We start from the raw sequence: 22,413 nt of genomic DNA on the forward strand, positions 1-22,413 counted from the left end.
AAAAAAAGCACGGGTACAACATAGGTACAACATTTGACCTATTTTCAAGATAAACTTTGATTTAGTGTCATATAATTCCATTTGATATTAACCACTATGTCAATCAATATAAATTCATAGAATTTAGGTTTTCTCGACTCTTGTTCTTCGATTTGGAGTTTATTATCATACAATATTCCCGAAAGTTAAACTCGTAAAATACTTCCATCAAAAGACTACGGCATAAAGCCACCGCTTCTGTCCATACTTATTTATTCCGTTTCCTTTTGAGCCAAGATTTTATCTTCCGTTTGGTTCACTGCTCAAATATTGTTTAATCTAAAATTTGAGTATTATGACAACAAAAGCAAGTACCACAAGAAAGCGTAGAAGTACAACAACTACTGCGAAGAAAGAAGTTAACGGAAAAAAAGTTCCGGTACTTCAAATCGAGAACATTCCAATTGGCAAAATTAAGCCTGACCCCAAGCAACCGAGAAAGACCTTTGATGAAAAACAGCTACAACAGCTCTCGGATAGTATCAAAGAGTTTGGTGTGCTACAACCGATAACGGTTCGGAAATCTGGAAAGGACTTTATCATCGTTATGGGCGAAAGACGATTTCGCGCAAGCAAGATTGCCAGAAAGAATACAATTCCCAGTATAGTAAGAACTTATGAAAACGATGAAGTGTTGGAAGTTCAAATCATCGAAAACTTGCAAAGAAAGGACGTAGAGCCTACCGAAGAAGCCGAAGCGATAGCTTATCTAAGCGACAAATATCAACCCTCTGAAATCGCAAAGCGTTTGGGAAGAACCGACAATTTCATAAGACAACGTTTGAAGTTGGCTGGATTGATTGACGGTTTCAAACATTTTGTTCGCAATGGTGAAATGACCATTTCGTTAGGTGTTGGTGTCGCACTTTTTGAGCCAGAGGAACAACAGATGATGCTGGAAACGATGGGCGAAGACTTCAATGCACATCAGATAAACCGAATGATAAACAATCGAACCTATGATTTGGAAAAAGCACCCTTTGATGTAGCCGATAAGACTTTGGTGGTTAAAGCGGGTTCTTGTGTAGAATGTCCATTCAATGCTGCGAATCAAGGTAACCTTTTTGGTGAAGGCAAGATGGTCTGTACGAAATCGCCCTGTTTTGAGACGAAAAAGACCAAATCGTTCTTGAACCTTATTGAAAAATCCAAGAAAAAAAACCTTTTGCTCATTCCTGAAATAAGACAGTACTGGGCTGATGAAGAAAAAAATCAGCTCGTTATTTCCCAACTGGAAAATAATGGATTGAAAGTCTATTTGCTGGACGATGTCGAAATTATAGAGAATCCTATCGAGCCGACAATGGATGCCATTAAGATTGAATATCAGCATTATGATTATTCCGAGGATGAACTGAAAGCAGAGTTCAAAGAGGCTATTCAGCAATATAAGGAAGAACTGAAAACGTATTGTTCAGCAGAAAAGAATGGTTTTGTAAATGGTATCGTCTTCCATCCTGAAACATATCAAAACAAGAATGTTTTCATAAAAGTGATTGAGAAATTAAAGAATGATTCTTCTGAATATTCAGCACCATTGGCCAATAGGAAAATGGCAGATTGTACGCCCGAAGAACAAATCATCAAAATCAACGAGCGTGAAATCCGCAAGCGACAGATTGAAAACAACAAGCAATTTGAGGAAGTGGTGCAGATGATTCGTGAGACGGATTATATCGATACCAAAAAAACGCTTTCGGTAGATGAAATGGTTGCGTTTTCCATTTCACTCTTTGAAAACAATGTGGACTATATGAGCCGGCAAAAATGCTTTTCAGGATTTTTCGCCAAAACATCGAAAATGTCCAGGGTTGAAATAGTCGAGCATTTCAAGAAGAATTTCAAAAAGGAAATCTTTCACAAGTTGATTCGGTATATGCTCACGAAGCAAGTACATTTTAGCGAAAGCAACCATAACAATAACCTCACGAATATTTCATTTTACTATGCGATGCAGGGATATTACAAATCCAAGATTGCAGACATTGAGAAGAGCTATGCTGAGAAACGAAACAAGCGTGAAGCACGTTTGAAAGAGCGTATCGCAGTTCTTGAAAAGAAAATCCAAGAGCTCAAGGATTAGCTTTTGTTGTTTGAAGAAGGGTCGGCATTCGTGTCGGCCCTTTTTCTTTTTATGATATTAACAAAAGGGTACTAAGAGAAAGCATCAATCAATATCAGCGCAAAGGTAAACTCGTAAAATACACCCATCAAAAGACTACGGCATAAAGCCGTTGCGCGCATCCCTCTTCTTATTTATTCCGTTTCCTTTTGAGCTGTGATTTTAGCTTCCGTTTGGGTGATGCTCAAATATTGTTTAACTAAAATTTCAACATTATGGAACAAGCATCAAAAGCAAAGATTTCGGTCGAGGAAGCCGAAGTACATTATCAATCCAGTAAGGAAAATTACATCATTGAAGGTGCCGAAAGTCATCTGGCTTACTATAGAGAGAAGCATCCAGAGTATTACGCTCTGCTATCACAAATTGTTTAACCTAAAATTCAAAAGCTATGTATTTACAAAATTTGCAACAAGATGAGATTTTCGTTTCAAACGAAATGAAATCTTTGAAAAACCTGACCCAGATGGAATCCCGTCGCGGACTTGAAAATGCCATCATTTCGAATGGCAAAATCGTTAACGTGGTATCAAACAGTTATGGCCACATACCGAACCAACTGTTCTTCAAGAAAGCAGAGGAAATGTTGACTGATGCCGGATTAAATTATCACAAGCGCACCATCAACAAAAATGATAGGTCTTTCATTACCGATTTTATCATAGACGACAAAAGCCAGTTTACGGTTAAGAATGATAAGGACTTGATACTGCCAATGTTAAGGTTCAAGAACTCGTATGATGGTAGCGAAAAGACCTCTGGCCACTTCGGATTCTATCGAAAAGTATGTTCCAACGGACTTCACGTCTCACAAGCTGAAATCGAATTTTCGATAAAGCACAGCAGGAACAATACAGACCTCATAATGCCAAGGTTGAACAACCTGTTTGATAAATTTCTTGACAATGAATTCTATACCATAACCAAGAAGTTTGATAGGATGAAGGAATTTAAAATCATCGATACTAAAGAATTCGTAAAAGCCATTCTTGACAGAACCAAACTGTTCCGCTATGAATGTAGCGATAAAAACAGCGACCCATCGAAGAAGTCGAGAGAGGTTTTGGAAATCCTCAATTACGAAGCTCTTTTACTTGATGAAGAACCAAATCTCTGGTTAGGTTATAATGCCTTTAATTCGGTATTGCACAATGTGCTGAAAAAGAGTTTCGGCCAACAGGAACTATTGGATAAAAAGTTGTTCGATGAAGTGTATGCCCTGGCATAGCTTTAAAAGGTATATCCAGTACCTTAAACTGGATTTTCCATTATTACAAATCCGTACTACTAAAACCACTCAGCACATTCCCCTGCATTCCGTTTCCCTACATTCCGGGAAAAGAGCTTCACTGCAAATATCTTGGACACAATCCCCAATTTCAGCTTTCCATTTCGCTAACCCTTCCCGCTTAGGCTGGGAAGGAACACTTCATTCCAGAGCGAAAATTGTGAATTAAGTCCGCCTTACCAAATCGGAAGGCCAGCACCTCGATTTTCTTAACAGAATTTACGGCAAGAACTTCTTGAGCCCTTGCTCGAAAATTCTTAAAAACCACGGCACCGGCCCACACATTTTAAGGGGTTTATAATGGATGAAGCCTTGAATGTTTTTCGGGGCATCGAAAAACAGGCAGTGCATAACCAATTCTAAATTAAACCCGATCGCTCGCCTCGCTTAACTTCCCGTACGCTCAACTCACGACCGGCTTTAAAAGAATTGCTAATGCCCTTATGGAACTTGTAAAGACCGTGACAAGTTTCAGCGAAAAATAAGGTATCTACTTCCTTGAAAATGCGAGCATTTTACTACGTCGCAGACACACCTGATTTATTCCCTGAAAGTCTTGACAAAACCCACGTCACCCATTGTGCTACGCACGTAAGAAATCAAACAAACACCCCTTAAAATTTCATCTCAATTTAATTAAACAGGGGAATTATTAATCTTTAAATTTTAGTTATGAGTACTTTAAGAAATCACGTACAACTGATTGGAAACGTTGGTCAAGAGCCAACCATTACGAACCTTGAAAGCGGAAGCAAGGTAGCCCGTTTTTCACTCGCCACAAATGAATATTATAAGAACAAGAAAGGCGAAAAAGAGCAAAACACCGAATGGCATACCGTGGTTGCCTGGGGCAAGACTGCTGAAATTGTAGAGAAGTATGTAGTCAAAGGAAAAGAGGTAGGCGTAAGCGGAAAACTGAAATCCCGAAGCTATGAGGACAAGGACGGTATCAAACGATACCTAACCGAAATCGAAGCCAACGAAATCCTATTGTTGGGTACAAAGAATGGCAACGAGTAAAAACAAAAACAAAGAGGGCGCACCTGTGGAAAGTTTCGCCCTCTTTTTCATTCTTAATTTCTAAATCGAAATCACAATGAAGACACAAGTTAACGAAATAAAAGAGCGGTTGCAATTTTTTACGGGAACGGAAATGTTCTACCAAATACCGCTTTTGAAAACCCGATTTACTGACGGTTTAAAATATTTAGCCGAAGTCGCTGAATGTTTTTGGCTCATAACGGATGCGTCGGTAATCGCTAAAAGTCTGATGAACCGAAGTGAATTTATCACGATTGACTTTAAAAGAATGTCCGAAGATAAACAGGACTACACAGGGTATGAAGCTGAAATCATTTACAGCGATGGAAACAGCAACGTTTTAGAAACCCACCGCTACAATTCCACTGATTTTCCATTGGATGAATTGCGGATGTTCTTTGTGAACGATACGCTGATGTTACCAAGCGAATACTAAATACTGAAGCTATGATTTATCTAAATTTTACTGATTTGAGCGAGGAAACTCAAGAGCGATTAATTGCCAATTCCAAGGTAGATGTCAAGAAAAAATACGGCAAGGATTTGATGGACTATGCCACCAAACATCACACCAATCTAGACCAAATGCTTGACGAAGAAGCGTTAAGGAATCTCTATTCCTATACCTATGTATTTAATATCTGAATGATATTTTTGAAAGAATTGCACCTCTGAATTATCAGGGGTGTTTTCTTTTTTAGTGCATTCATAATCACGAAAAAATCGTATCTTTATTTTGCTGAAATACAGCACATAATTTAATGTAGGGTTATCCACTTTTTTGACTTTCGCCGATAACCGTACCCATCGAAAATTAACGTATCGGAAATTTTATTTTCCCTAAAAATGGCAATTATCCGCCGTAGGTCGGATGGATTGTATGGATTTTTGTCAGCCTTCGGCTGACGAAAAGGAATAGCAAGAGGGTAACACGCTGCGCGATGTTACGGATTCCTTTTCGTTTTCAAATTATTGATAATCAATTGTTTAAATTTATTTTAAATTTTTTGATTTTCAGCAATTTGCGACAAATGCCCTCAAAACGTCCATTTTTCGGGAAGGATTTGCGACAAATCGGCGAAATATGGACACATTTATCGGCATCAGATTCAAGAAGGAAACGGCAAAACGTTTTCAGGAATTCTCAAGAACACATTTCAAGACCCATACCGAGGCAATGGAAGCCATTCTCGACTTTTTCTTCTACAACGAGATTTCACCCAAGGAAAATTTAGGACCAACAGGACGTACCATTGAAGCTAAATTATTGAAACGTATCAATGCCGTCATTGCCATAATGCGCGATGTCGAAAAGACCCAGACGAAACCCACAGTCGCAATGTTGCAATCTCTTTTTGAGATGGAAGAAACAAAGAAAAAACCGTTGATTTTGGAAAAGAAGTTTGCAGAGGAAAAGAACGAAGTGCGCTTTCGCGAAAAGCGAAATAATTCAAACCAACTTTAAAAATACAGGCTATGTACATCAACATCACCCCACAAAAATTAGGAACGAATTACTCGCAGAGCTCAGCGGATTTTGTGGACTATCTCGAAAAGGAAAATGAAGGTTTGGAAAAGGAAGAGATGGAACATTTTTTTAACCAATATGGCGATGAGATTTCAGCTAAAGAAGTGGTCAAAGAAATTGATGGTAACACTGCCAAGCTGAAAAAGAAAGAACCTAAATTCTATTCCATCACGGTGAGTCCATCCAAATATGAATTGCGAAAACTCGAAAACAATAGTGAAGATTTAAAACGATATACCCGGGAATTGATGAAGGATTATGCAGCCAGTTTCAACCGGGAAATCAATGGGCGACCAGTTACGGTAGATGACATTAAATACTTCGCCAAAATCGAACACCAACGGACTTTTAAAGGAACGGATTTTCAGGTGCGAGAAAACCAAACTTTTGCCACCAAGATTCTTGAATTGAAACAAGAAGTCAGGCGCATTCAACAAGGTCAGGCAACAGGCAATATAGAACGGTTGAAATTAAAAATTAGGAAGTTAGAAAAGGAAGCACCACACCAACTCAATGGCAAGCGAATTGTCCAGGGAATGAAGAAACCCGGAAACCAAAGCCACATCCATATTATAGTCAGCCGGAAGGACGCTTCCAATTCCTTCAGTCTTTCCCCAGGAAGTAAACACAAAGCCTCTGAAGTAAAGATGCACGGCAGAGAAGTAAAACGAGGTTTTGATAGGGATGCATTTTTCACGAAAGCAGAAGAGACATTCGATAAGACTTTCGCCTACAAACGCAACTATGCGGAAACTTACAAAGCGAAAAAAGATTTTGTAAAGAATCCCAAGTTGTACTTCGCCGCTTTGATGAAATTGCCAGCCAATGAAAAGGCTTTGGCTTTTAAGATGATGGGCAAGTCGGGTATTCCGTTAATCCCAAACATCCCGACCAGTAAGGCGCAATTGGCGCTTCGAGTGTTTAAGCGGCTACGAAAAGGTGCTGAAATCGCAGTGAAATCAAGTTCTATTGGGATATGAGCTGGTCATTGGTAGAAATAATGATTTATGTCGTTGTGCCTGTTCTTTCGATGGCCATACTTCTCTATGCATTTTACGATAGTGAACCAAGGAATAAAACCGATAAAAAGTATCAAGTCAAGTTCCCGACAAAATCGGGAAGCTTTAAAATCGACAACATAAAACGTGGCGCATCCGTTATCGGATCCGCAGGAAGTGGGAAAACCGAAAGCGTGGTCTATGGATTTTTAAAACACTTTCGTGAAAACAGTTTTTGTGGTATTATTCACGATTACAAGAATTTTGAGCTGACCGAAATGGCATACCCGCTTTTTGCCGATAGCAATGTTCCAATGAAGGTCATTTCATTTGATAGGATTATCCATCGGGTAAATCCCATTGCACCACGGTATTTAGAGAATGAAGAAAGCGTCAACGAAGTATCGAGGGTACTCATTGAAAACCTTTTGGAACAACGGGAATCCGGAACTACCGGAACTACCAAATTCTTTAACGATGCTGCCGAAGGTTTGATTGGTGGATTGATTTGGAAACTGAAAACTGACTATTCACAGTTCTGCACCTTGCCACATTTGATTGCGATATACCAAATGCTCGATACCGATAGCCTGGTCCAGTTTCTGGAAAGCAACATAACATCGAGGGCAATGGCAGATGCATTCATTAGCGGCAAAGATTCTGACAGGCAGACGGCTGGTGTAAAGAGCACCTTGGCCAATGCGCTAAAACGCATCAGCACCCAACGCATTTTTATGGCACTATCTGCAGATGAAGTACCGTTGAACATAAATAATGAAGAAAACCCAGCCGTGATTTCCGTTGTGAACAATCCCAAATTTGAAACCTCTTATTCACCCATTATCGCTACCATAATTCACACGATTACCAAACAAATGAGTGTACGCAATTCCAAACCTTCTTTTTTATTGATGGAAGAAGCACCTACCATTCGCCTACTGAATATGCACCGCATTCCTGCTACACTAAGAAGCTATGACATTGCCACCATTTATGTAATGCAGGATAAAATCCAAAACGATATGATGTATGGCGATAAGGCAAGCAAGGCGATACTGAGCAATCTATCCTATCAGTTTTTTGGTAAGGTCAATGACTCAGATACGGCTAAATATTACGAACGCTTCTTTGAAATTATCAAAAACCCAACAAAAAGCGTGAGCAAGGCCGCCAACATTTTTAAAACTGATACCAGAATCACGAAAGGCGAAAGAGAGGTTTCCAAAAGAAGGGCGGATATTTTCTTTAAGCTGCGACAAGGCGAGTTCGTGACCTTTGCCGATGGGAAGGACAAGAAAGTTCAATTCAAATTACTCAAGATTCAGAGAGGGCTTCCGCAGGAAACGAAGCAATATTCTGATGCTGATTTAAGAGCGAATTTTGAGCGGGTTTATGATGAAGCGAGGTCGATATTTAGGTGATTTTTTGCTCGCAACTTAGTAATTACAAAATATTCTTTAATCGTAGTAGAAGGAATTGCATTTTCCAAATTTTTGGAATATATCCAAATATTAGTATAACTTCAGTTATCAAAATCGCAAAATCATTTGTACCTTTGAAATTAATTTAGTATGTAACTGATTATCAGATATTTTGGACAACTTTCGATATGATTGATTTTGATATAATAGAAAATCTAGGCTTGGATAAAGCCGTGTCTGTTACTTCGAAATCTAATCAAATTTCTGAAAGTCAATCAGTTGTTATAAATCAAGTAAAAGACTTTGGTATTGATGAAATTTATTTCAGTACCGATGAAAACCACAATAGTTATCCTGCGGTTTTTTTAAAAAAAGTTGAAAAGTTTGACGACAGAGCTCTTCATCAAGTTGCAAAGACCCAAAAGAAAATCTGGAACTTCAAGAAAGTAATTTTTCTATACGTTTATTCAGAAACTGAAATTCGTATTTACAATTGTGCTGAAAAACCTCTTATTATTAAAAACGACGATTTTGATTATAAGAAGGAACTCAAAACACTCGAAATAGAGTCTTACAAGTTCAAGGACAACAAAAAGTTAAGGCAGCTTCAAAACCTTTTTTCTTCAATTGCTATTGATACAGGTATCATTTGGACATTTGAAGAAGCCTATGAGATAAGAAAAAAGATAAGTCTTCAGCGTAGGGTAGATAAATATCTTGTACAGAGCCTTACTTACACTGCAAAACAGCTTCAACAAGAAGGATTGGAGATTAATCTTATCCATAAAATAATAATGCGTTCTCTATTTCTACTTTACTTGGAGGATAGAGGCGCAACCGATGAGAAATTTTATTCGGATATAAAAAAAGGAGCAAAATCCTATTTTGATATTCTGGACGACGCTGATAAAACATATTCCCTTTTTAAAAAATTAGAAGAATATTTTAATGGCAATGTTTTCACTGTAGATAATAACGAATCAATCTCTGGAGAACATCTTAAGATTATCCGAAAGTGCTTTATAAACGGTAACGACAATTCTTTACAACAGAATCTTTTCGAAGATTTACGACTTTTTGATTTCAGCATTATTCAAATAGAATTGCTGAGTGAAATCTATGAAAATTTCCTTGCAGAAATTAATCCTGCCCTAAAACAAGATACAGGAACTTTTTACACACCACCTTCTTTAGTTGAGCTTATTCTAAACGAGAAATTACCAATATCTAGGTCAGAGAAAGAATATGATGTTAAGATATTAGACCCCACCTGTGGTTCCGGGATATTCTTGGTGGAAAGTTTCAAACGCTTGGTAAAACGACACGAAAACGCCAACGGAAATAAACTTACGGACTTCAATGAATTGAAGAAGCTGTTGACGGATAATATTTTTGGTATAGAAATCCACCCTCAATCCATCAAGGTTGCAGCATTTAGTCTCTATCTTGCTCTTGTAGATAATCTAAACCCTAAAACCATATGGCAAAATAAGGACTATCGCTTACCTTATCTAATCAATGACCCATCAGACGATACTTTAGTCGAACAAGGCAACAACTTGTTTAGGACAGATACAATAGAAGAAAATCCTGAAGTAGAAAAAATTAATTTTGATTTAGTAGTAGGGAATCCACCATTTGGTACTAAAAACTTATCTAAATCTATTCGAGATTATAGCGATAAATATGGTTTTGCTAAAGAAATGGTTCTACCATTTTTACACAAGGCTACGAGCTTCTCAGCAAACGGAGAGATTGCTCTGATTTTCAACACCAAAATACTTACCAATACCAAAATAACATATCAAAATTTTAGAAGGTGGCTTTTTAATGATTGTTACGTTGAAAAGATATATAACTTTTCAATTTTAAGAAACGCCCCTAAAGACTTTGGAGGTCAATTGTTTGGTTCAGCAACTGGTCCTATTAGTATTGTTTTTTATAGACTGAATCCGCCTAAGAATAAATCTAATATTATCCTTTACTATGCACCCAAGACTTTTATTAAATCTAATGTAATTGAAGGGGTAAGTATCGATAGCTCAGATTTAAAGTTTTTACCACGGGAAGAATGTCAAAAGCAAGACACCAAAATATGGAAAGTTGCAATGTGGGGTGGATTGTCTGACTTTAGACTGATAGAAAAATTGAATTCCAAAAAACATCAAACAATTGAGGAATTTAATCAAGTTCACAATATTGAATCTGGTGTGGGTTTTCAACTTCTTACCCAAAAAAAGGATGAACCTAAATATTCTGACACTTTATCAGAGTTACCTTATTTAGATGCCAGTTCTATAGAGAGATTTTATACACAAAGTTCACGCTTGAGGAATATAAAAGATTCTGTCAAAACACCTAAATCAAAATCTTTTTATAAAACCTTCTACAAGGTAGATGAAATAGATGATATTGAAAGTTTCTCTCACTTCAGACGTCTTGGTGATATTCAAGCATTTTTGAATACGCATATTGTTGTCAAAAAAGGATTGGAGAAAAATAATGTTTGCTCGTCACTAATTGACGTTAAATGCTCTTTTAGAGACGGTGTATATGGTTTTTATTCCAGTAGCAATGATAGTTCTATTCTCAAAGTTCTAAACTCATATTTTAATTCCAGGCTTAGTAGTTATTTCTTGTTTATGACCATTTCTTCTTATGGGATAGAAAGGGAGCAGATTATGAAGAATGAATACCTTTCAATACCTATAAATCTTGAGAAAACAGAGGTTTCGCAAATTCTAGATTTATCCGAAGAGTTTATTGAGGAAATTAAAGGTTTAGACTTTTGGAATATTGAAGAAGAACGAAATCAGTTAATATCTTCTTTTAGTGAAAAAGTAGAGGGAATTATTAATAAAAGTTTTGACCTGAACAATGACGAAATAAACCTTATAAACGATGTCATAGATTACAGCTTAGATTTATTTCATTCAAAAACTAAATCAAAAGCCCTTAGCCCTGTTAGTAATGTATCAGAGTATTCGGAGAAAGTTATTGGAAGATTAAATCAATTCCTAAATGGCCAAAACTTATATGCAAATGCAACACTTTTTGACATTAGTAACTTTTCACCTTTATTGTTAATTAAAATTTCTTTCGAGGAGCATAGCACAGGAGTGTCAAAATCTCAAGAGAGTGTGACACAAGAGCTTCAAAAACTGGATAAACATTTGTGGGCTAAACAAAGTACAAATATCTATTTCAGAAAAAAATTAAACTACAAGACTGGTAACGAGATTTTTATTGTTCGTCCCAATCAGAAAAGGTTTTGGACACAATCAATGGCGATTGAAGATGCTTCGGAACTTATTCTGGAAATCCTTAATGAAGTATAGTAAATGGGATTAAACAAAGTAATAGTTGCCAGCTTCAAAAGAGGCTTTGAAGAAAAATGCTATCAGCTGATAACGGAATCCTATGTTTCTGCTATGGAAACCAAAGTCATTAAATTGGACTGGGATGAAAATGACATTACTTCTGAGCTACACGGACACATCAAGGAAAATCCATTAAGGTTAAAGTGGAATATCATCACTAATGTGGAACAACATTTACCCCAAAAAGATGTAGAGAAAGAGAAAGGTTTTGCTGCCAAATTACCTCGAATAGACCTAAGATTGGCAACCATAAATTCGTCTTTAGAGTATGAGTATCATATGGAAGCCAAAAACCTTAAAGAAAATGACTCTGCTTTAAAGCGACGTTATATTGATACCGGTATAAATAATTTTATATCTGGAAAGTATGAGAACGGGTGCCTGCTTGGATATAACCTTGAAGGTCTGTTACAAAGTACAGTTTCTGGAATAAATAAGCTACTCACGAAAGATGAAAGAGAGCCTGAATGTTTAGAACAGAAGCGGCACCACTTACATAGCGAATATTACGAATCTGAGCATCCAAATGACTATATCATTAAACATTTTATGTTCGATTTTGCTTCTCTAAATAGTGCTTGATTGATTCTAAACCCTCTTGCATTTTAGGGTATTATGGTAAAGAGAGTTTTAGCTTTTCTGATAACTTTCTTAGAATGACGTTTGTAGCTATAGAAACTACTGTTGAAGATGGTGGTGCAAAAGGTGGTCAAACAGGTGGTGTAACAGGTGGTGTAACAGATGCTGCAATTGATGCCACAACTACACTTACTAAAAGACAAAAAGAAGTGGTTAAACTTATAGCTGCTAATTCTTCTATAACTTACAATGAAATAGCAGACGCTTTAGGTATCAATGAATCTGCTGTTGGTAAACATATAACAGCTATTAAGAACAAAGGTGTTTTGGTACGTCAAGATGGTACACAGGGCTATTGGGAAATCAATCTCGATAAAAACAAATAAATACGCTTTTCAAAAAGGCGACTTATCCTTAGAGCCTCTCGCATCCGCCAACCACTTACCGTTTTGCTTAACCAGTTTAAAAATACCAGGTGTTTTATCGTAAGCTGTGGTATATTTTACCCAAGCCACGTCGCCCATAATCGTGTCCTGCAAAACAGTAAAATTGGAATCATCTTTTGGCGTAGTGTTGAACATATTTATGGTATTCATATAGTTTGAATACGCCTGTGGTGTGGAGTTGGCCTTTAAGGTTTCTTCATCCTTTTCATAAAAGCTTTCGATAACAACTTGGGCTGTGGCACTTGGTCCTGAAACTTTAGTTTTAGAATCAGCACAAGAGAGGAACAGCACTACGAGTAAGAAAACAACAATATTTTTCATAATGACTTTAATTTGGGTTATTGATATATCTGTGCGATAGTTTCATTTCAATATTTCGTTCACCATCCTTTTCATTCAGTTCTAAAATTGCCCTACGGTCATTGGATAATGAAAATTTTGGCAACACATAAACGAACCGTACCGTTTGGCCTTCTACAATTTTTGACGGCAACTTATGTTTGTAAATCGGCTCTTGATACAAACGTTGTAACGATTTCCTTTTTCCTTTTTGTCGTGTTTCAATCGAAAGGTTCAAGAAATTCAAATCGTAATCCAATGTGGAATTGTTCTCAATCTGGATGACGAAGTACAGTTCTTCTTTATCAAAAACGATATTCTCAACACGTAAAACAATACCTTCATTTCGCTTTTTAATTCGACCAATGCGCTGTTTCGTATTGAGAAGATACGAGCAGAATTTTTGGTAATGGTACGTCCTGTTATCTACACCCTCTTCAGAAGATTCAGCAAGAATTGAATCAGTTACAATCGGTTTTTCATTCCCGATACTACTTGATATCGGAATAAAATAATTGAGCTTAGAAAGCTGTTTTTTATACCTTACAATATACGAAAAAATCGAGCCATTTCGATTGACTACCAGCAAATTACTTTCCTTTCCAGGCTTGGCTTGCAACAGGCCAAAATATTGTTCTTTTTCACGATTGTAGGTAAAGACAAAATTATCTGAACCAGTTATACCTTGCCGAATAGGTTCTGGGAAAAATAGTGCAACATTTTTAGTGTCGTTTGCATAAATGGTATCAAGTAAGTGGGTGGTTTGTGCGTTCGCTTTCGCGATAGCGAAAACAAATACCATTATGAATATATAGTTATATCGTCTCATAGTTTTGGTTTTAGAATTAATATGTAATTGTTCAGGACGGTTACTTTTACCCTGCGGTTAGAACGCCTAAATACTTGTGTAAGTCCGCCAACTTGCGGTACGCTGGGAATATTAATATCACCAATAACATCATCAAATACCTCTCTGGTTACCTCTTCCCTAAAGTTGTTTTCGACGTAGATACCCTCGCTACCATCTTGTAAATCGAAGGCTTTTAGTTTGGTAGGATGGTGTTTAATATTCTCAATTTCAATTAAAGCACGATTTGGCTGAAAACTGATAAAGCCAAAAACAGTTGTATTCTTCGGCATCAGTTTACCATTGATAGTAGCCGATTTGGTTAGGCGCATCCGTAATCGGGTATTCGCTTGAACAATTTGGTCACCATCTACGACTACGTAAATCGTTTCATCAGTATTGCCAATAATTGAAACTTCATTGGGCTTGGGCGAAGCTGCAAAGAACAGTTGATGTTCCAGGCCCAATTCTTTGGCTTCAATTTTTTGTTCCCTTTTAACTTCAGCAGAATCCACCTTTGGTACCGTTTGCTGAACAACTCGTTTATGTCCCAAATGTTGGTAGCGTTTTTCGGAATACTTTATCTTACCAGCATTGTAAATGCTGTCCACAATACGTTCTTTTTCAAGTTCCGGTAAATCTGGGTCGTAAAAGCCCAGGGAATCAATCAGCTTTTCATCATAGATGCTCGGTGCGGTGCTTTCACGCACTTCCTTGAGGTCGTTTATGGCATCGAGTTTGGAATCGTATTCCTTTTGGTCATCTTCCAGTTCAGGTACAAGCGTCTGTTGCAAGGTGTCTTCATCATTGTCCTCATCTTCCATAAGCATCACTGAATATGAGATAAGGAAGAGGAAAATGATGGCGAGGACACCAGCGAAAATGATTTTATTCTTTTCTACTTTCATAATCTATTTTTCTTAAAGTGTTTTCGAAATAATTGGTAATCAACAATCCGTGTGGATTGTTGGGAAAGTTTCGGTCTACCATAATCAAGTTTCCTGTAGATACCAATTCGTAAGTGTCAATGACGGGTCCACGGTTAATTTCAAAAATGGTAACGGTTCGGAAGACGTGGCTTCCGTTTTGTTGCTCAACTTGGGAATCGATACTTAGCACCTTTTGCACTAAGGAATACTGCAACAATCGGTTATAAACACCATCAGCCTTTTTCTGACGGTACAGATTGTCCACAGAGCTGTTACCCAGCCAAAGTGCTTTTTTGAGATTGCGTTCATAATTGCTGGCATCGATGTTATAGAAATAGTTGTGGAACAGTTCTAAGTGAGCCAGGGCTTCGACCCTGAAATTCTCTTTTTGGGTGACGAGTTTGAGCGGGATGATAGTGCCATCAGTATTGATTGCAAAAGCGCTGTTGAGCGCCTTCTGATTGGTGTTGAATACCATCCAAACTGAAAAAGTACTGGATAGCAGTGCACAAATGACGACCGCCAAAACAATAAACCGATTTAGCTTTAGGACGTTGTATATATTTTTAAAGGGTGTTTTCATTCTGAATGGAATTAGTTGGTAAACAATCTGAGGGTAAACGAGGTGGCACGCCGATATAGTTTGAATTTCAGGAACACGATAAACCCTACTGAGCCCAATTGTACGACAGGTGCAAAGAAGCCCTGGCCCGTATCGGTTCCAAACAGGTTTACCCAGAAATTGGTGTTGATTTCGGTATAAATGGCATTGACAAATACATTGACCAGAAAAAATGCTGGCACAAGCATATAAACGGCAGCGTACAATTTAAAGAAGGTATATGCGAGCGAGCGAAACTTTTCAAATACGGCAAGGCTTATGACCAAAGGGAAAAAGGCTTGCATTATTCCCAACAGGAAAAAACGCTCTGCCAAGAATAGCGGATAGATGAACAAATCCAATATCCAGAGTATGGTACTTAATATAAAGGCCAAAATTTTGAATCCAAACAATGGTGTCACTAACGCCTCATACAAAAGTGTCATTGCCGAACTTGCCGCATCAAAAAGACTTACATCTTCCTCTAATGGTATATCCTGCATCTGTAACGGTAGTAATGCAGGTGCAGTTCCTCGATACTGTCCTTCGATGGCCACTAAAATCCCATCAAAAAACCCTAATACCTGCGTTGAGAATATGACCAAAACCACAATGGCAAAATTTTTTGCCAATTCGCCCGGACTTAACCCCCAAGTGTAACCGTCCTTGTCTGCAATACCTTCGTTGTATTTTTTAAGGATGTTGACCAAGAAAAATAGGACAGCAAGCGTTTTCATTCCGGCAATGGTATATTGCGAAAAGTCGCTGGCCTGTATGGTCTGGAACACCGTATCGATGTATTCCAGCCCAATTCCTAAAATGATGGTCGCAGTCATTGTTAGTATTCGGTTTCTCGATTATTGACTTTATCTTGCATCTTTCTGAATGAAATAATATCACGATAACGTTTTGTTTTCATAGTGATGTTGGAAACCATTTGCTTTGATTCCAGTTCTTTTGCTTTCAGTATTTCGGCGCGTTCGGCATCACTCATTTTGAGATAATCGCTGGAGAGAACTTCGTCTATGAAATCAACCGTGTCAAGGGAATTTTGTACAATTGTTTCAAAAGAGCCCATAACCTTGTCTATTTCCTCGGGTTTGATGTAGGGGGAATTTAGAATATCCTGAAGGTCATTTTGCATTACATTGATAAGGCGCTGATTGTTCTGTGCGATTTCCTCAACTGCCCTAAGCTGTTGGACAACGCTTGAAACTTTTTCAATAGCTTCTTTGGCATCCTTCAAGAATTTTACGGACTTAATCATTTCTGCCGTCTGTTTACCCGATTCCAAGAGCTGTTTAACCAAACTGATGAAGTTGGTATTGTCATAAACTGGCATTCCCTGAGCAGTAGCACGACTTGACATTAACAACATTAAGGCTACAGTCATTATTAAAATTCTAATTTTTGTTTTCATAATATTATGTTTTAGATGTGAATTGAATTATTGCTTTTTCCATATCCTGATGCTCATTGTAGAGCTTCATTATTTTTTCGTTTTCCTTTCCATCAGTCAAGTAAGCTGCATACACTTCCTTCGGAACTTCCAACCGGAAGATGTTGCTTTCCTTGCCTATTTTGATAAACATTTCGGTGTATTTCCGTAGTCCGGAAAGATTGTTTTTGATGGACTTTAACTGGTTCAGGTCGTGACTGGAAAGGTTGAGCCTTTTGACCAGCTCATCGTAGCCTTTTTCATTGTTTAAGCTGTAGATAACCTGTGTGTTCTCAAGAATACTTGCCGATGTGGAATTGTTTGGTAGCTGATTAATGGACTGCAAAATGATACCGATAGCACCATTCTGTTTCCGTATGGCCTGATAGTAGAATTCCACACTTTCCAGCACGTTGTCAAACTTCAGTTGTTTGGCAAACTCATCGAAAAGGATAATGCCTTTTTCGGCTCGATTACGCCAAATGGTGCGTTGGATAGCTGACTTAATAAGCTTAAGCATTACGGATAGGATTTCCTTATTATCCTTTACTTCATCAAGCTCAAAGACAATCAAGCGTTTATCTTCGATTTTATAGGTCTGGTCTTCGCTCACCTCGAACAGAAAACTGTATAGACCATCACCGACATACTCGGACATTACGTGCAAGAAGCTCGTGACATTAAAGTAGTCGGGATGGATTTTAAGGGTTTTCAGAATATCCTTCTGATGCCTCTCTATAAAATTGTAGAAACCTTCGAGCGAATGATTTTCAGAAGTGCTATCGTAATAGTGACGCAATATCTTTTTGACCGAAACGGATTGTGCTTTCGTCACTTTTAGGTCTGAAGCGAACAATTCAAAAAGGAAAACCGACAAGTCTTCGAGACGTTCCGGTGTTAGGTCATTTTTATCGCTGATGAAGAATGGGTTGATACCCAAGTTCTTTCCACTTTCATAGCGAAGTACCGTGTATTTCTCAGGATAGAGTTTGGCAAATTTGGTGTAGGATCCACCGAGGTCAATTATGACCAGGCGAACACCACTTTCAAAATATTGGCGTAGGATGTTATTGGCCAAAAAGGACTTGCCTTCGCCAGTCGGTGCGAAAATTGCAAAGTTCCGGGCTTTGATACGTCTCTTGCGTTCATCCCAAACATCTTTTAGCACAGGAATGTTATGTTCCCTATCATTAAAAATAATTCCGGTAGCATCAGATTTGTAGTTGGTATTGTTGATGAACAGACATAGGGCGTGCTTCAAATCGGTTACGTACAAATCGTTGTTTGAGAAGTTGGATGAAAAACAGCAATAACTGTTCAGAATATAATTTTTACGTTCTTCACCTCTCGGATAGTAAGGGATGATATCGAGTTCCTTAAACTCAGTCTTGATTTTCGAGGTAATTGAATCGAGACTTTTTTTATCCTTTGCCCAATAGACCACATTTAAGTGACCACGGATGATCCGAGCATTATCATCGGCATTGATTTGGTCAAGGATGTGCTGGATTTTACCAAGAACCACCTTATTCTGCGAACCGAAATTGGAACTTTTGTTAAGCTCTTCTATTTTCTTATCCAGCAGCTTTCGCCATTTCTGTTTATCATCCAAATACAGGATTTGGTTGACGATGTGGTTCTCATTCAGCGTAAGCCCTAAGCCATCAATAAACCCTTGATGAAACACAAAATCGTCCGAAGTGAATTTCTCATTGGTCTTGCTACTCTGTACACTTTCGCCAAAGCACAGTTCGCTATTGACGGCCAGGGCATCAAAATGGTTATCGCCAATGGTGACGTTCTTTTTTTCCAGTAGGATGTCGGTATCAAAACCTTCGCTGAATCCGTTGAAATAGTTTGTGGTGAGTTGTAGTATTTCTTTCGCTTGAAGCGAAACAAAACGCATCTTTCGGCTGTTATTGATAAAGGACACCGAATCGCTCACCGCATTGGCAAACACCTTAATGTTGTCATCCATTTGCTGGACAATTCCTTTGAAAACCTTTCGGAATGGGTTGACATATTTTGGATTGTTGAGTGCCTTGTTTTTTGTCAGGATAAAGAACAAATAACATTGATGTTCGATGTAACCACGACTTTTAAAATGATTGTGCGTTGCCTTTTCGAGAAAGGACTCATTGGGCAATTGTTCTGAAGAGTAGGACTTCTTTAAATAAATATCCTGTTTATGAACCACAATTCCAACAGGTAGTGACTTCAAGGCTTGGAACCACGCACCGTGTATATCCTCAAAGTCCTTTTCAGAAAGCGAATAGATTTCTGGCAGATTCCCTTTATAGCACAACACCACATTGCCATTATTGGCAAAGACAATATTATCCTGAATATCTGCAATGGGTTGATATGCTGAGAGGTTCATCTTATTCATATTCAAAACCTGAGTTACGCTTGTTGCTGATGATTTTTGGAAAAGGATTACCCATTTGAAATAGCTGTGGATTGTTGGCAATTCGAGTTAATGCGATGTAGAGACCACCATTGAATACCATTAACCCAATGATGACACCAAAGCTGAAGGAAAAGATGATAATGAGAAGTGATGCCAAAATGGATACCATCATCAAGGCAAACAGGGAAATGGGCAGACCAAAGATGACCGCACGTTTCCGCATATTTCTATAGACTTCAAACTTCTTCACTACACTACAATGCCTATTAGATAGGTGAAGATTCCAACGACTGCACCAGCAATTAGCACAAAGACCAATACACGCGTAATCCCTTTTTTAAGGTCTGCGTTTTCACCAAAGAAGTGTCCTGCATTAAACAGGAAACCTATTAGGAAGATGACACCCAATATAATTGGGAAAATAGTTCGGATGGTGTCGGAAACATCGTTGACCGAATCTTCAATACCACCAATCTGAGCAAAAAGCGAAGTTGATAAGAGCGAAAGAACGCCTGCCAAATAATGTGTTTTTTTCATAACGAATTAGATTAAAATTTTGGTTCATTTTCGTTATGTGAAATTTACATATATTTGAACATAAATAATTGAAAATCAAATATATGTGAATAAAATATTATTTGATATTGTTTGGTTTTCGATGCTATTATTTGGCATCAAATTCTATGGAATTTTGAAGTGTAACTGTTGAAAACCTAAAATTGGAAAATGAAAAAGTGGCTCAAAAACGTCAGTTTTGTGTTTTTACTTCTCAAAAGTTGCTTGCTTTTGGGTCAGGATTTGGATGAGAAAAAAATCATTGTCATTGACCCTGGCCACGGCGGAAATGATTCTGGTGCAATTGGGGTAAATAGCTTAAGGGAAAAGAAAATCACCTTAGAAATAGTAAGGTTGATTTCAGAATTGGCTGAGAAAAACTACAATAAAACTGTGGAAATTTATCAAACACGGTATAGCGATACCTTAGTTTCTTTAAGTGATAGAGCCAAGCTGGCCAAAGTTCTAAATGCAGATTTGTTTCTTTCCCTGCATTGCAATCATTCTGATAATCCAGATGCAAGAGGTGTGGAAGTCTATGTGCCCAATAAAAGGTTGAAGTTTTTGGATGAAGCAACTTGGTTTGGCTTTCAATTACAAGCAGAATTGAATGAGAAGTTGGGATTTGAAAGTAGAGGCGTAAAATTTGCTAATTTTCAGGTGCTTAGGGAAACGACTGACTATATGCCTTCAATTCTTTTGGAATTGGGGTTTGTAAGTAATGAAGATGAACAAGGTTATCTGCTAAAGCCAGAATCTCTGAATGCTGTGGCACTGGTGATTTGGGAATGTTTAATAAAAAATATTGATAGTTATGAAAGAGTTGGGGATTGAGGTTGTAAAATGTTTGAGAAAAGTAATTCTTTCTATTTTGAATTTTATTCTGTCTTTATCGAAAAAATGAGCTACTGTTGATTAGGGTGAAAACCATCATTTTTCATAAAAGCGATGGTCTGCAGAATTTCATCTTTATCAAATTTTGATTTATCAGGATGCCACTGATAAAATTTATGAACTAAAATTTCTTCTGTAAGTAGTTGCTTTTCATCAATAATTTCCTTCCAGCAAGCAAAAATGGTGGCAATCAATTCTATGGCTCTAGTTTTAGTCTTTCGAAACTTATTTATTATAAAATCAATTTCAGAGAGTTGTTCATTGAAATAGCGTTCATACCATTCTTTATGGCCACCATATTTCTCTAAAGGTTGATATTTTTCATATTCTCTTGGATTATAAGAGAACCATTTATTTTCCTTAAACTTTTTATCAATTGAACGCATTAAGCGATTATCATAAGGTCCCATAGCTTGTTTCAAGAAGTTGGCGTGGATATCAATTCTTGCGGAATTTTGGCACAAATAAAGAAGCTTCTGAAGCTTTAAATGTCCTAGTGTATTTTCTTGGTGCAACTGATATACGATTTCTGCAGCAAGCACTGTCCTCTTGTGATAATCAATATTTGTTGCTTTTTTTTTAGGCCTTAACCCCTCTAAAATCTTGTATGAATCTATTTTGTCAGGATTTGATTCTGTTTTACAAGACTTGAATGTATCGTCAAAAGCTTTTATTTCATCTGGACTTTGGGGAAGACCAAAACCCAATGAAATCAGTATTTCATTAATCTTAGACTCTTCCATTGTAAAACTCTTTTGTTACTTCCATCGCAGAAGTATAATTCTTTATTTTATCTAATGCTTCCTTTTTCAAGCCTCGAATCGTAGGCTGTTTAACATCACCCAGATGTTCTCGAAGTTTTTTAAGTAGTTTATTTGGTAGATTAAAACCGTCTATTTCGTATTGCTTGTATGTGAGATAAACCGTTCTTTGGGAAGGCGTAAGTGAATGTATTGCCTTAATTAGAATTTGTTGTTCTAGATTCATTTCCATACCATCAACGTCAGGAATGTCTGTAACAATCTCTTCAGAACCATCATAAGGGTAATTAAGTTTTCTCTGTTGTTGTCTGTAATAATTAGTGAGTTCTATTTTTACTATACCAACTAAATAACCCACAAATAAGTAATCTACATCTGCTTCATCTTCAGGATTAATTTCAAACTTCCCTTTTTCAGCATAGGACTTAAAAGTCGCTGTAACAACCTGTTCGGCGACATTGATGTCGTGACCAAATCTTTTACATCTAATCTCGCATTTTTTTAATATGTCATCTTTAAATCTATGCGTCAGCGCGTGAAAGGCGTTTTCCCTTAAGGATAGGGGGTTGCTCTTATCCTGATAAATCTCGGTAAGTCGTAAAGTGTGCTCATCTTTTAGTTTTTTCCAATCTGACATTGGTTGTTTTCAATAATGGTACGAAAAAGCGTTGGGGATGGTTTTGCGTACTAAGGTTGGCGTAACACGCTAAAACAAAACTAAGCATATTTTTTAACATTTTATTATGGCAACAAATGGAAAAAGCGGCGACAACCGCAGGCACGGAGCAGTTAAGAAA

The 22,413-nt window shown here is 37.5% G+C and carries 24 protein-coding genes; 13 read left to right on the forward strand and 11 right to left on the reverse strand.

Going from position 1 to position 22,413, the window contains the following annotated elements; all coding sequences use genetic code 11:
• Nucleotides 1–334: 334 nt before the first annotated feature.
• From ACP2AF_RS08285 to ACP2AF_RS08340, 12 genes are all read left to right on the forward strand, one after another.
• Entirely contained in the window at nt 335–2,122 is a 1,788-nt protein-coding gene (locus ACP2AF_RS08285; protein ID WP_166250241.1) for a ParB/RepB/Spo0J family partition protein, read from the forward strand.
• A 254-nt stretch (nt 2,123–2,376) separates the two neighbouring features.
• A complete protein-coding gene (locus ACP2AF_RS08290) occupies nt 2,377–2,535 on the forward strand; it encodes a hypothetical protein (protein WP_157518033.1) in 159 nt (52 codons plus the stop codon).
• Between the two features lie 17 nt (nt 2,536–2,552).
• Nucleotides 2,553–3,389 carry a DUF932 domain-containing protein gene (locus ACP2AF_RS08295; protein ID WP_149304579.1) on the forward strand — a complete coding sequence of 279 codons (837 nt, stop codon included), beginning with the start codon at nt 2,553–2,555 and terminating at the stop codon, nt 3,387–3,389.
• Between the two features lie 732 nt (nt 3,390–4,121).
• Entirely contained in the window at nt 4,122–4,469 is a 348-nt protein-coding gene (locus tag ACP2AF_RS08300; RefSeq protein WP_149304580.1) for a single-stranded DNA-binding protein, read from the forward strand.
• 76 nt (nt 4,470–4,545) lie between these two features.
• Complete coding sequence (locus ACP2AF_RS08305; protein WP_149304581.1) at nt 4,546–4,926, forward strand: DUF6876 family protein; 381 nt, start codon at nt 4,546–4,548, stop codon at nt 4,924–4,926.
• 11 nt (nt 4,927–4,937) lie between these two features.
• Nucleotides 4,938–5,135, forward strand: coding sequence for a hypothetical protein (locus ACP2AF_RS08310; RefSeq protein ID WP_149304582.1), 198 nt, complete (start codon nt 4,938–4,940; stop codon nt 5,133–5,135).
• A gap of 439 nt (nt 5,136–5,574) precedes the next feature.
• A complete protein-coding gene (locus tag ACP2AF_RS08315; protein WP_149304583.1) occupies nt 5,575–5,955 on the forward strand; it encodes a BfmA/BtgA family mobilization protein in 381 nt (126 codons plus the stop codon).
• A gap of 11 nt (nt 5,956–5,966) precedes the next feature.
• On the forward strand, nt 5,967–6,998 hold the full coding sequence (mobB, locus tag ACP2AF_RS08320; protein ID WP_149304584.1) for a MobB family relaxase: 1,032 nt from the start codon (nt 5,967–5,969) through the stop codon (nt 6,996–6,998).
• A gap of 50 nt (nt 6,999–7,048) precedes the next feature.
• Nucleotides 7,049–8,437, forward strand: coding sequence for a type IV secretory system conjugative DNA transfer family protein (locus tag ACP2AF_RS08325; protein WP_394348975.1), 1,389 nt, complete (start codon nt 7,049–7,051; stop codon nt 8,435–8,437).
• A 188-nt stretch (nt 8,438–8,625) separates the two neighbouring features.
• A complete protein-coding gene (locus ACP2AF_RS08330; RefSeq protein ID WP_425235761.1) occupies nt 8,626–11,775 on the forward strand; it encodes an HsdM family class I SAM-dependent methyltransferase in 3,150 nt (1,049 codons plus the stop codon).
• 3 nt (nt 11,776–11,778) lie between these two features.
• Nucleotides 11,779–12,399 (forward strand): hypothetical protein, encoded by a 621-nt coding sequence (locus ACP2AF_RS08335; protein ID WP_149304587.1) that lies wholly within the window; start codon nt 11,779–11,781, stop codon nt 12,397–12,399.
• Nucleotides 12,396–12,782: a winged helix-turn-helix transcriptional regulator gene (locus ACP2AF_RS08340; RefSeq protein WP_232625253.1), complete on the forward strand. Its 387-nt coding sequence runs from the start codon at nt 12,396–12,398 to the stop codon at nt 12,780–12,782. The genes ACP2AF_RS08335 and ACP2AF_RS08340 overlap by 4 nt, the downstream gene beginning before the upstream one ends.
• A gap of 9 nt (nt 12,783–12,791) precedes the next feature.
• Here ACP2AF_RS08340 and ACP2AF_RS08345 read toward each other — a convergent pair whose 3' ends face one another.
• Genes ACP2AF_RS08345 through ACP2AF_RS08385 form a run of 9 tightly spaced genes read right to left on the reverse strand, consistent with a single transcriptional unit; the run spans nt 12,792 to nt 19,943 of the window.
• Entirely contained in the window at nt 12,792–13,163 is a 372-nt protein-coding gene (locus ACP2AF_RS08345; RefSeq protein ID WP_149304588.1) for a hypothetical protein, read from the reverse strand.
• 7 nt (nt 13,164–13,170) lie between these two features.
• Nucleotides 13,171–14,010, reverse strand: a complete 840-nt coding sequence (locus ACP2AF_RS08350) for a DUF4138 domain-containing protein (protein ID WP_149304589.1) — start codon at nt 14,008–14,010, stop codon at nt 13,171–13,173.
• Nucleotides 14,007–14,936 carry a conjugative transposon protein TraM gene (traM, locus tag ACP2AF_RS08355; protein WP_149304590.1) on the reverse strand — a complete coding sequence of 310 codons (930 nt, stop codon included), beginning with the start codon at nt 14,934–14,936 and terminating at the stop codon, nt 14,007–14,009. The genes ACP2AF_RS08350 and traM overlap by 4 nt, the downstream gene beginning before the upstream one ends.
• Nucleotides 14,917–15,540: a conjugal transfer protein TraK gene (locus ACP2AF_RS08360; RefSeq protein WP_149304591.1), complete on the reverse strand. Its 624-nt coding sequence runs from the start codon at nt 15,538–15,540 to the stop codon at nt 14,917–14,919. Before ACP2AF_RS08360 ends, traM begins: the two co-directional genes overlap by 20 nt.
• Nucleotides 15,541–15,551: 11 nt before the next feature.
• Complete coding sequence (locus ACP2AF_RS08365; RefSeq protein ID WP_149304592.1) at nt 15,552–16,394, reverse strand: hypothetical protein; 843 nt, start codon at nt 16,392–16,394, stop codon at nt 15,552–15,554.
• A 2-nt stretch (nt 16,395–16,396) separates the two neighbouring features.
• Complete coding sequence (locus tag ACP2AF_RS08370) at nt 16,397–16,978, reverse strand: conjugal transfer protein (protein WP_149304593.1); 582 nt, start codon at nt 16,976–16,978, stop codon at nt 16,397–16,399.
• 4 nt (nt 16,979–16,982) lie between these two features.
• Entirely contained in the window at nt 16,983–19,385 is a 2,403-nt protein-coding gene (locus ACP2AF_RS08375; RefSeq protein ID WP_149304594.1) for a TraG family conjugative transposon ATPase, read from the reverse strand.
• Complete coding sequence (locus tag ACP2AF_RS08380; RefSeq protein ID WP_149304595.1) at nt 19,378–19,656, reverse strand: hypothetical protein; 279 nt, start codon at nt 19,654–19,656, stop codon at nt 19,378–19,380. Before ACP2AF_RS08380 ends, ACP2AF_RS08375 begins: the two co-directional genes overlap by 8 nt.
• On the reverse strand, nt 19,656–19,943 hold the full coding sequence (locus tag ACP2AF_RS08385; protein WP_149304596.1) for a hypothetical protein: 288 nt from the start codon (nt 19,941–19,943) through the stop codon (nt 19,656–19,658). Before ACP2AF_RS08385 ends, ACP2AF_RS08380 begins: the two co-directional genes overlap by 1 nt.
• A gap of 189 nt (nt 19,944–20,132) precedes the next feature.
• Between ACP2AF_RS08385 and ACP2AF_RS08390 the strand changes: the two genes are divergently transcribed.
• Complete coding sequence (locus tag ACP2AF_RS08390) at nt 20,133–20,795, forward strand: N-acetylmuramoyl-L-alanine amidase family protein (RefSeq protein ID WP_149304597.1); 663 nt, start codon at nt 20,133–20,135, stop codon at nt 20,793–20,795.
• 71 nt (nt 20,796–20,866) lie between these two features.
• On the opposite strand, the gene ACP2AF_RS08395 is transcribed toward ACP2AF_RS08390, so the two are convergent.
• Both ACP2AF_RS08395 and ACP2AF_RS08400 read right to left on the reverse strand, forming a co-directional pair.
• Nucleotides 20,867–21,598: a hypothetical protein gene (locus ACP2AF_RS08395; RefSeq protein WP_149304598.1), complete on the reverse strand. Its 732-nt coding sequence runs from the start codon at nt 21,596–21,598 to the stop codon at nt 20,867–20,869.
• Nucleotides 21,585–22,253, reverse strand: coding sequence for a sigma-70 family RNA polymerase sigma factor (locus tag ACP2AF_RS08400; protein WP_149304599.1), 669 nt, complete (start codon nt 22,251–22,253; stop codon nt 21,585–21,587). Before ACP2AF_RS08400 ends, ACP2AF_RS08395 begins: the two co-directional genes overlap by 14 nt.
• Between the last annotated feature and the right edge of the window lie 160 nt (nt 22,254–22,413).

Origin of the sequence: Ulvibacterium sp., from assembly GCF_965248315.1 — a bacterium.
Lineage (GTDB): Bacteria > Bacteroidota > Bacteroidia > Flavobacteriales > Flavobacteriaceae > Ulvibacterium.

Bases quoted from the DNA above. Each gene is read 5' to 3' on its own strand.
- ACP2AF_RS08310 (WP_149304582.1), top strand. From the start codon at position 4,938: ATGATTTATCTAAATTTTACTGATTTGAGCGAGGAAACTCAAGAGCGA.
- ACP2AF_RS08290 (WP_157518033.1), top strand. From the start codon at position 2,377: ATGGAACAAGCATCAAAAGCAAAGATTTCGGTCGAGGAAGCCGAAGTA.
- ACP2AF_RS08395 (WP_149304598.1), bottom strand. From the start codon at position 21,598: ATGGAAGAGTCTAAGATTAATGAAATACTGATTTCATTGGGTTTTGGT.
- ACP2AF_RS08300 (WP_149304580.1), top strand. From the start codon at position 4,122: ATGAGTACTTTAAGAAATCACGTACAACTGATTGGAAACGTTGGTCAA.
- ACP2AF_RS08345 (WP_149304588.1), bottom strand. From the start codon at position 13,163: ATGAAAAATATTGTTGTTTTCTTACTCGTAGTGCTGTTCCTCTCTTGT.
- ACP2AF_RS08330 (WP_425235761.1), top strand. From the start codon at position 8,626: ATGATTGATTTTGATATAATAGAAAATCTAGGCTTGGATAAAGCCGTG.
- ACP2AF_RS08370 (WP_149304593.1), bottom strand. From the start codon at position 16,978: ATGAAAACAAAAATTAGAATTTTAATAATGACTGTAGCCTTAATGTTG.
- mobB (WP_149304584.1), top strand. From the start codon at position 5,967: ATGTACATCAACATCACCCCACAAAAATTAGGAACGAATTACTCGCAG.
- ACP2AF_RS08335 (WP_149304587.1), top strand. From the start codon at position 11,779: ATGGGATTAAACAAAGTAATAGTTGCCAGCTTCAAAAGAGGCTTTGAA.
- ACP2AF_RS08360 (WP_149304591.1), bottom strand. From the start codon at position 15,540: ATGAAAACACCCTTTAAAAATATATACAACGTCCTAAAGCTAAATCGG.
- ACP2AF_RS08325 (WP_394348975.1), top strand. From the start codon at position 7,049: ATGGCCATACTTCTCTATGCATTTTACGATAGTGAACCAAGGAATAAA.
- ACP2AF_RS08295 (WP_149304579.1), top strand. From the start codon at position 2,553: ATGTATTTACAAAATTTGCAACAAGATGAGATTTTCGTTTCAAACGAA.
- ACP2AF_RS08305 (WP_149304581.1), top strand. From the start codon at position 4,546: ATGAAGACACAAGTTAACGAAATAAAAGAGCGGTTGCAATTTTTTACG.
- traM (WP_149304590.1), bottom strand. From the start codon at position 14,936: ATGAAAGTAGAAAAGAATAAAATCATTTTCGCTGGTGTCCTCGCCATC.
- ACP2AF_RS08385 (WP_149304596.1), bottom strand. From the start codon at position 19,943: ATGAAAAAAACACATTATTTGGCAGGCGTTCTTTCGCTCTTATCAACT.
- ACP2AF_RS08400 (WP_149304599.1), bottom strand. From the start codon at position 22,253: ATGTCAGATTGGAAAAAACTAAAAGATGAGCACACTTTACGACTTACC.
- ACP2AF_RS08375 (WP_149304594.1), bottom strand. From the start codon at position 19,385: ATGAATAAGATGAACCTCTCAGCATATCAACCCATTGCAGATATTCAG.
- ACP2AF_RS08365 (WP_149304592.1), bottom strand. From the start codon at position 16,394: ATGACTGCGACCATCATTTTAGGAATTGGGCTGGAATACATCGATACG.
- ACP2AF_RS08350 (WP_149304589.1), bottom strand. From the start codon at position 14,010: ATGAGACGATATAACTATATATTCATAATGGTATTTGTTTTCGCTATC.
- ACP2AF_RS08285 (WP_166250241.1), top strand. From the start codon at position 335: ATGACAACAAAAGCAAGTACCACAAGAAAGCGTAGAAGTACAACAACT.
- ACP2AF_RS08390 (WP_149304597.1), top strand. From the start codon at position 20,133: ATGAAAAAGTGGCTCAAAAACGTCAGTTTTGTGTTTTTACTTCTCAAA.
- ACP2AF_RS08315 (WP_149304583.1), top strand. From the start codon at position 5,575: ATGGACACATTTATCGGCATCAGATTCAAGAAGGAAACGGCAAAACGT.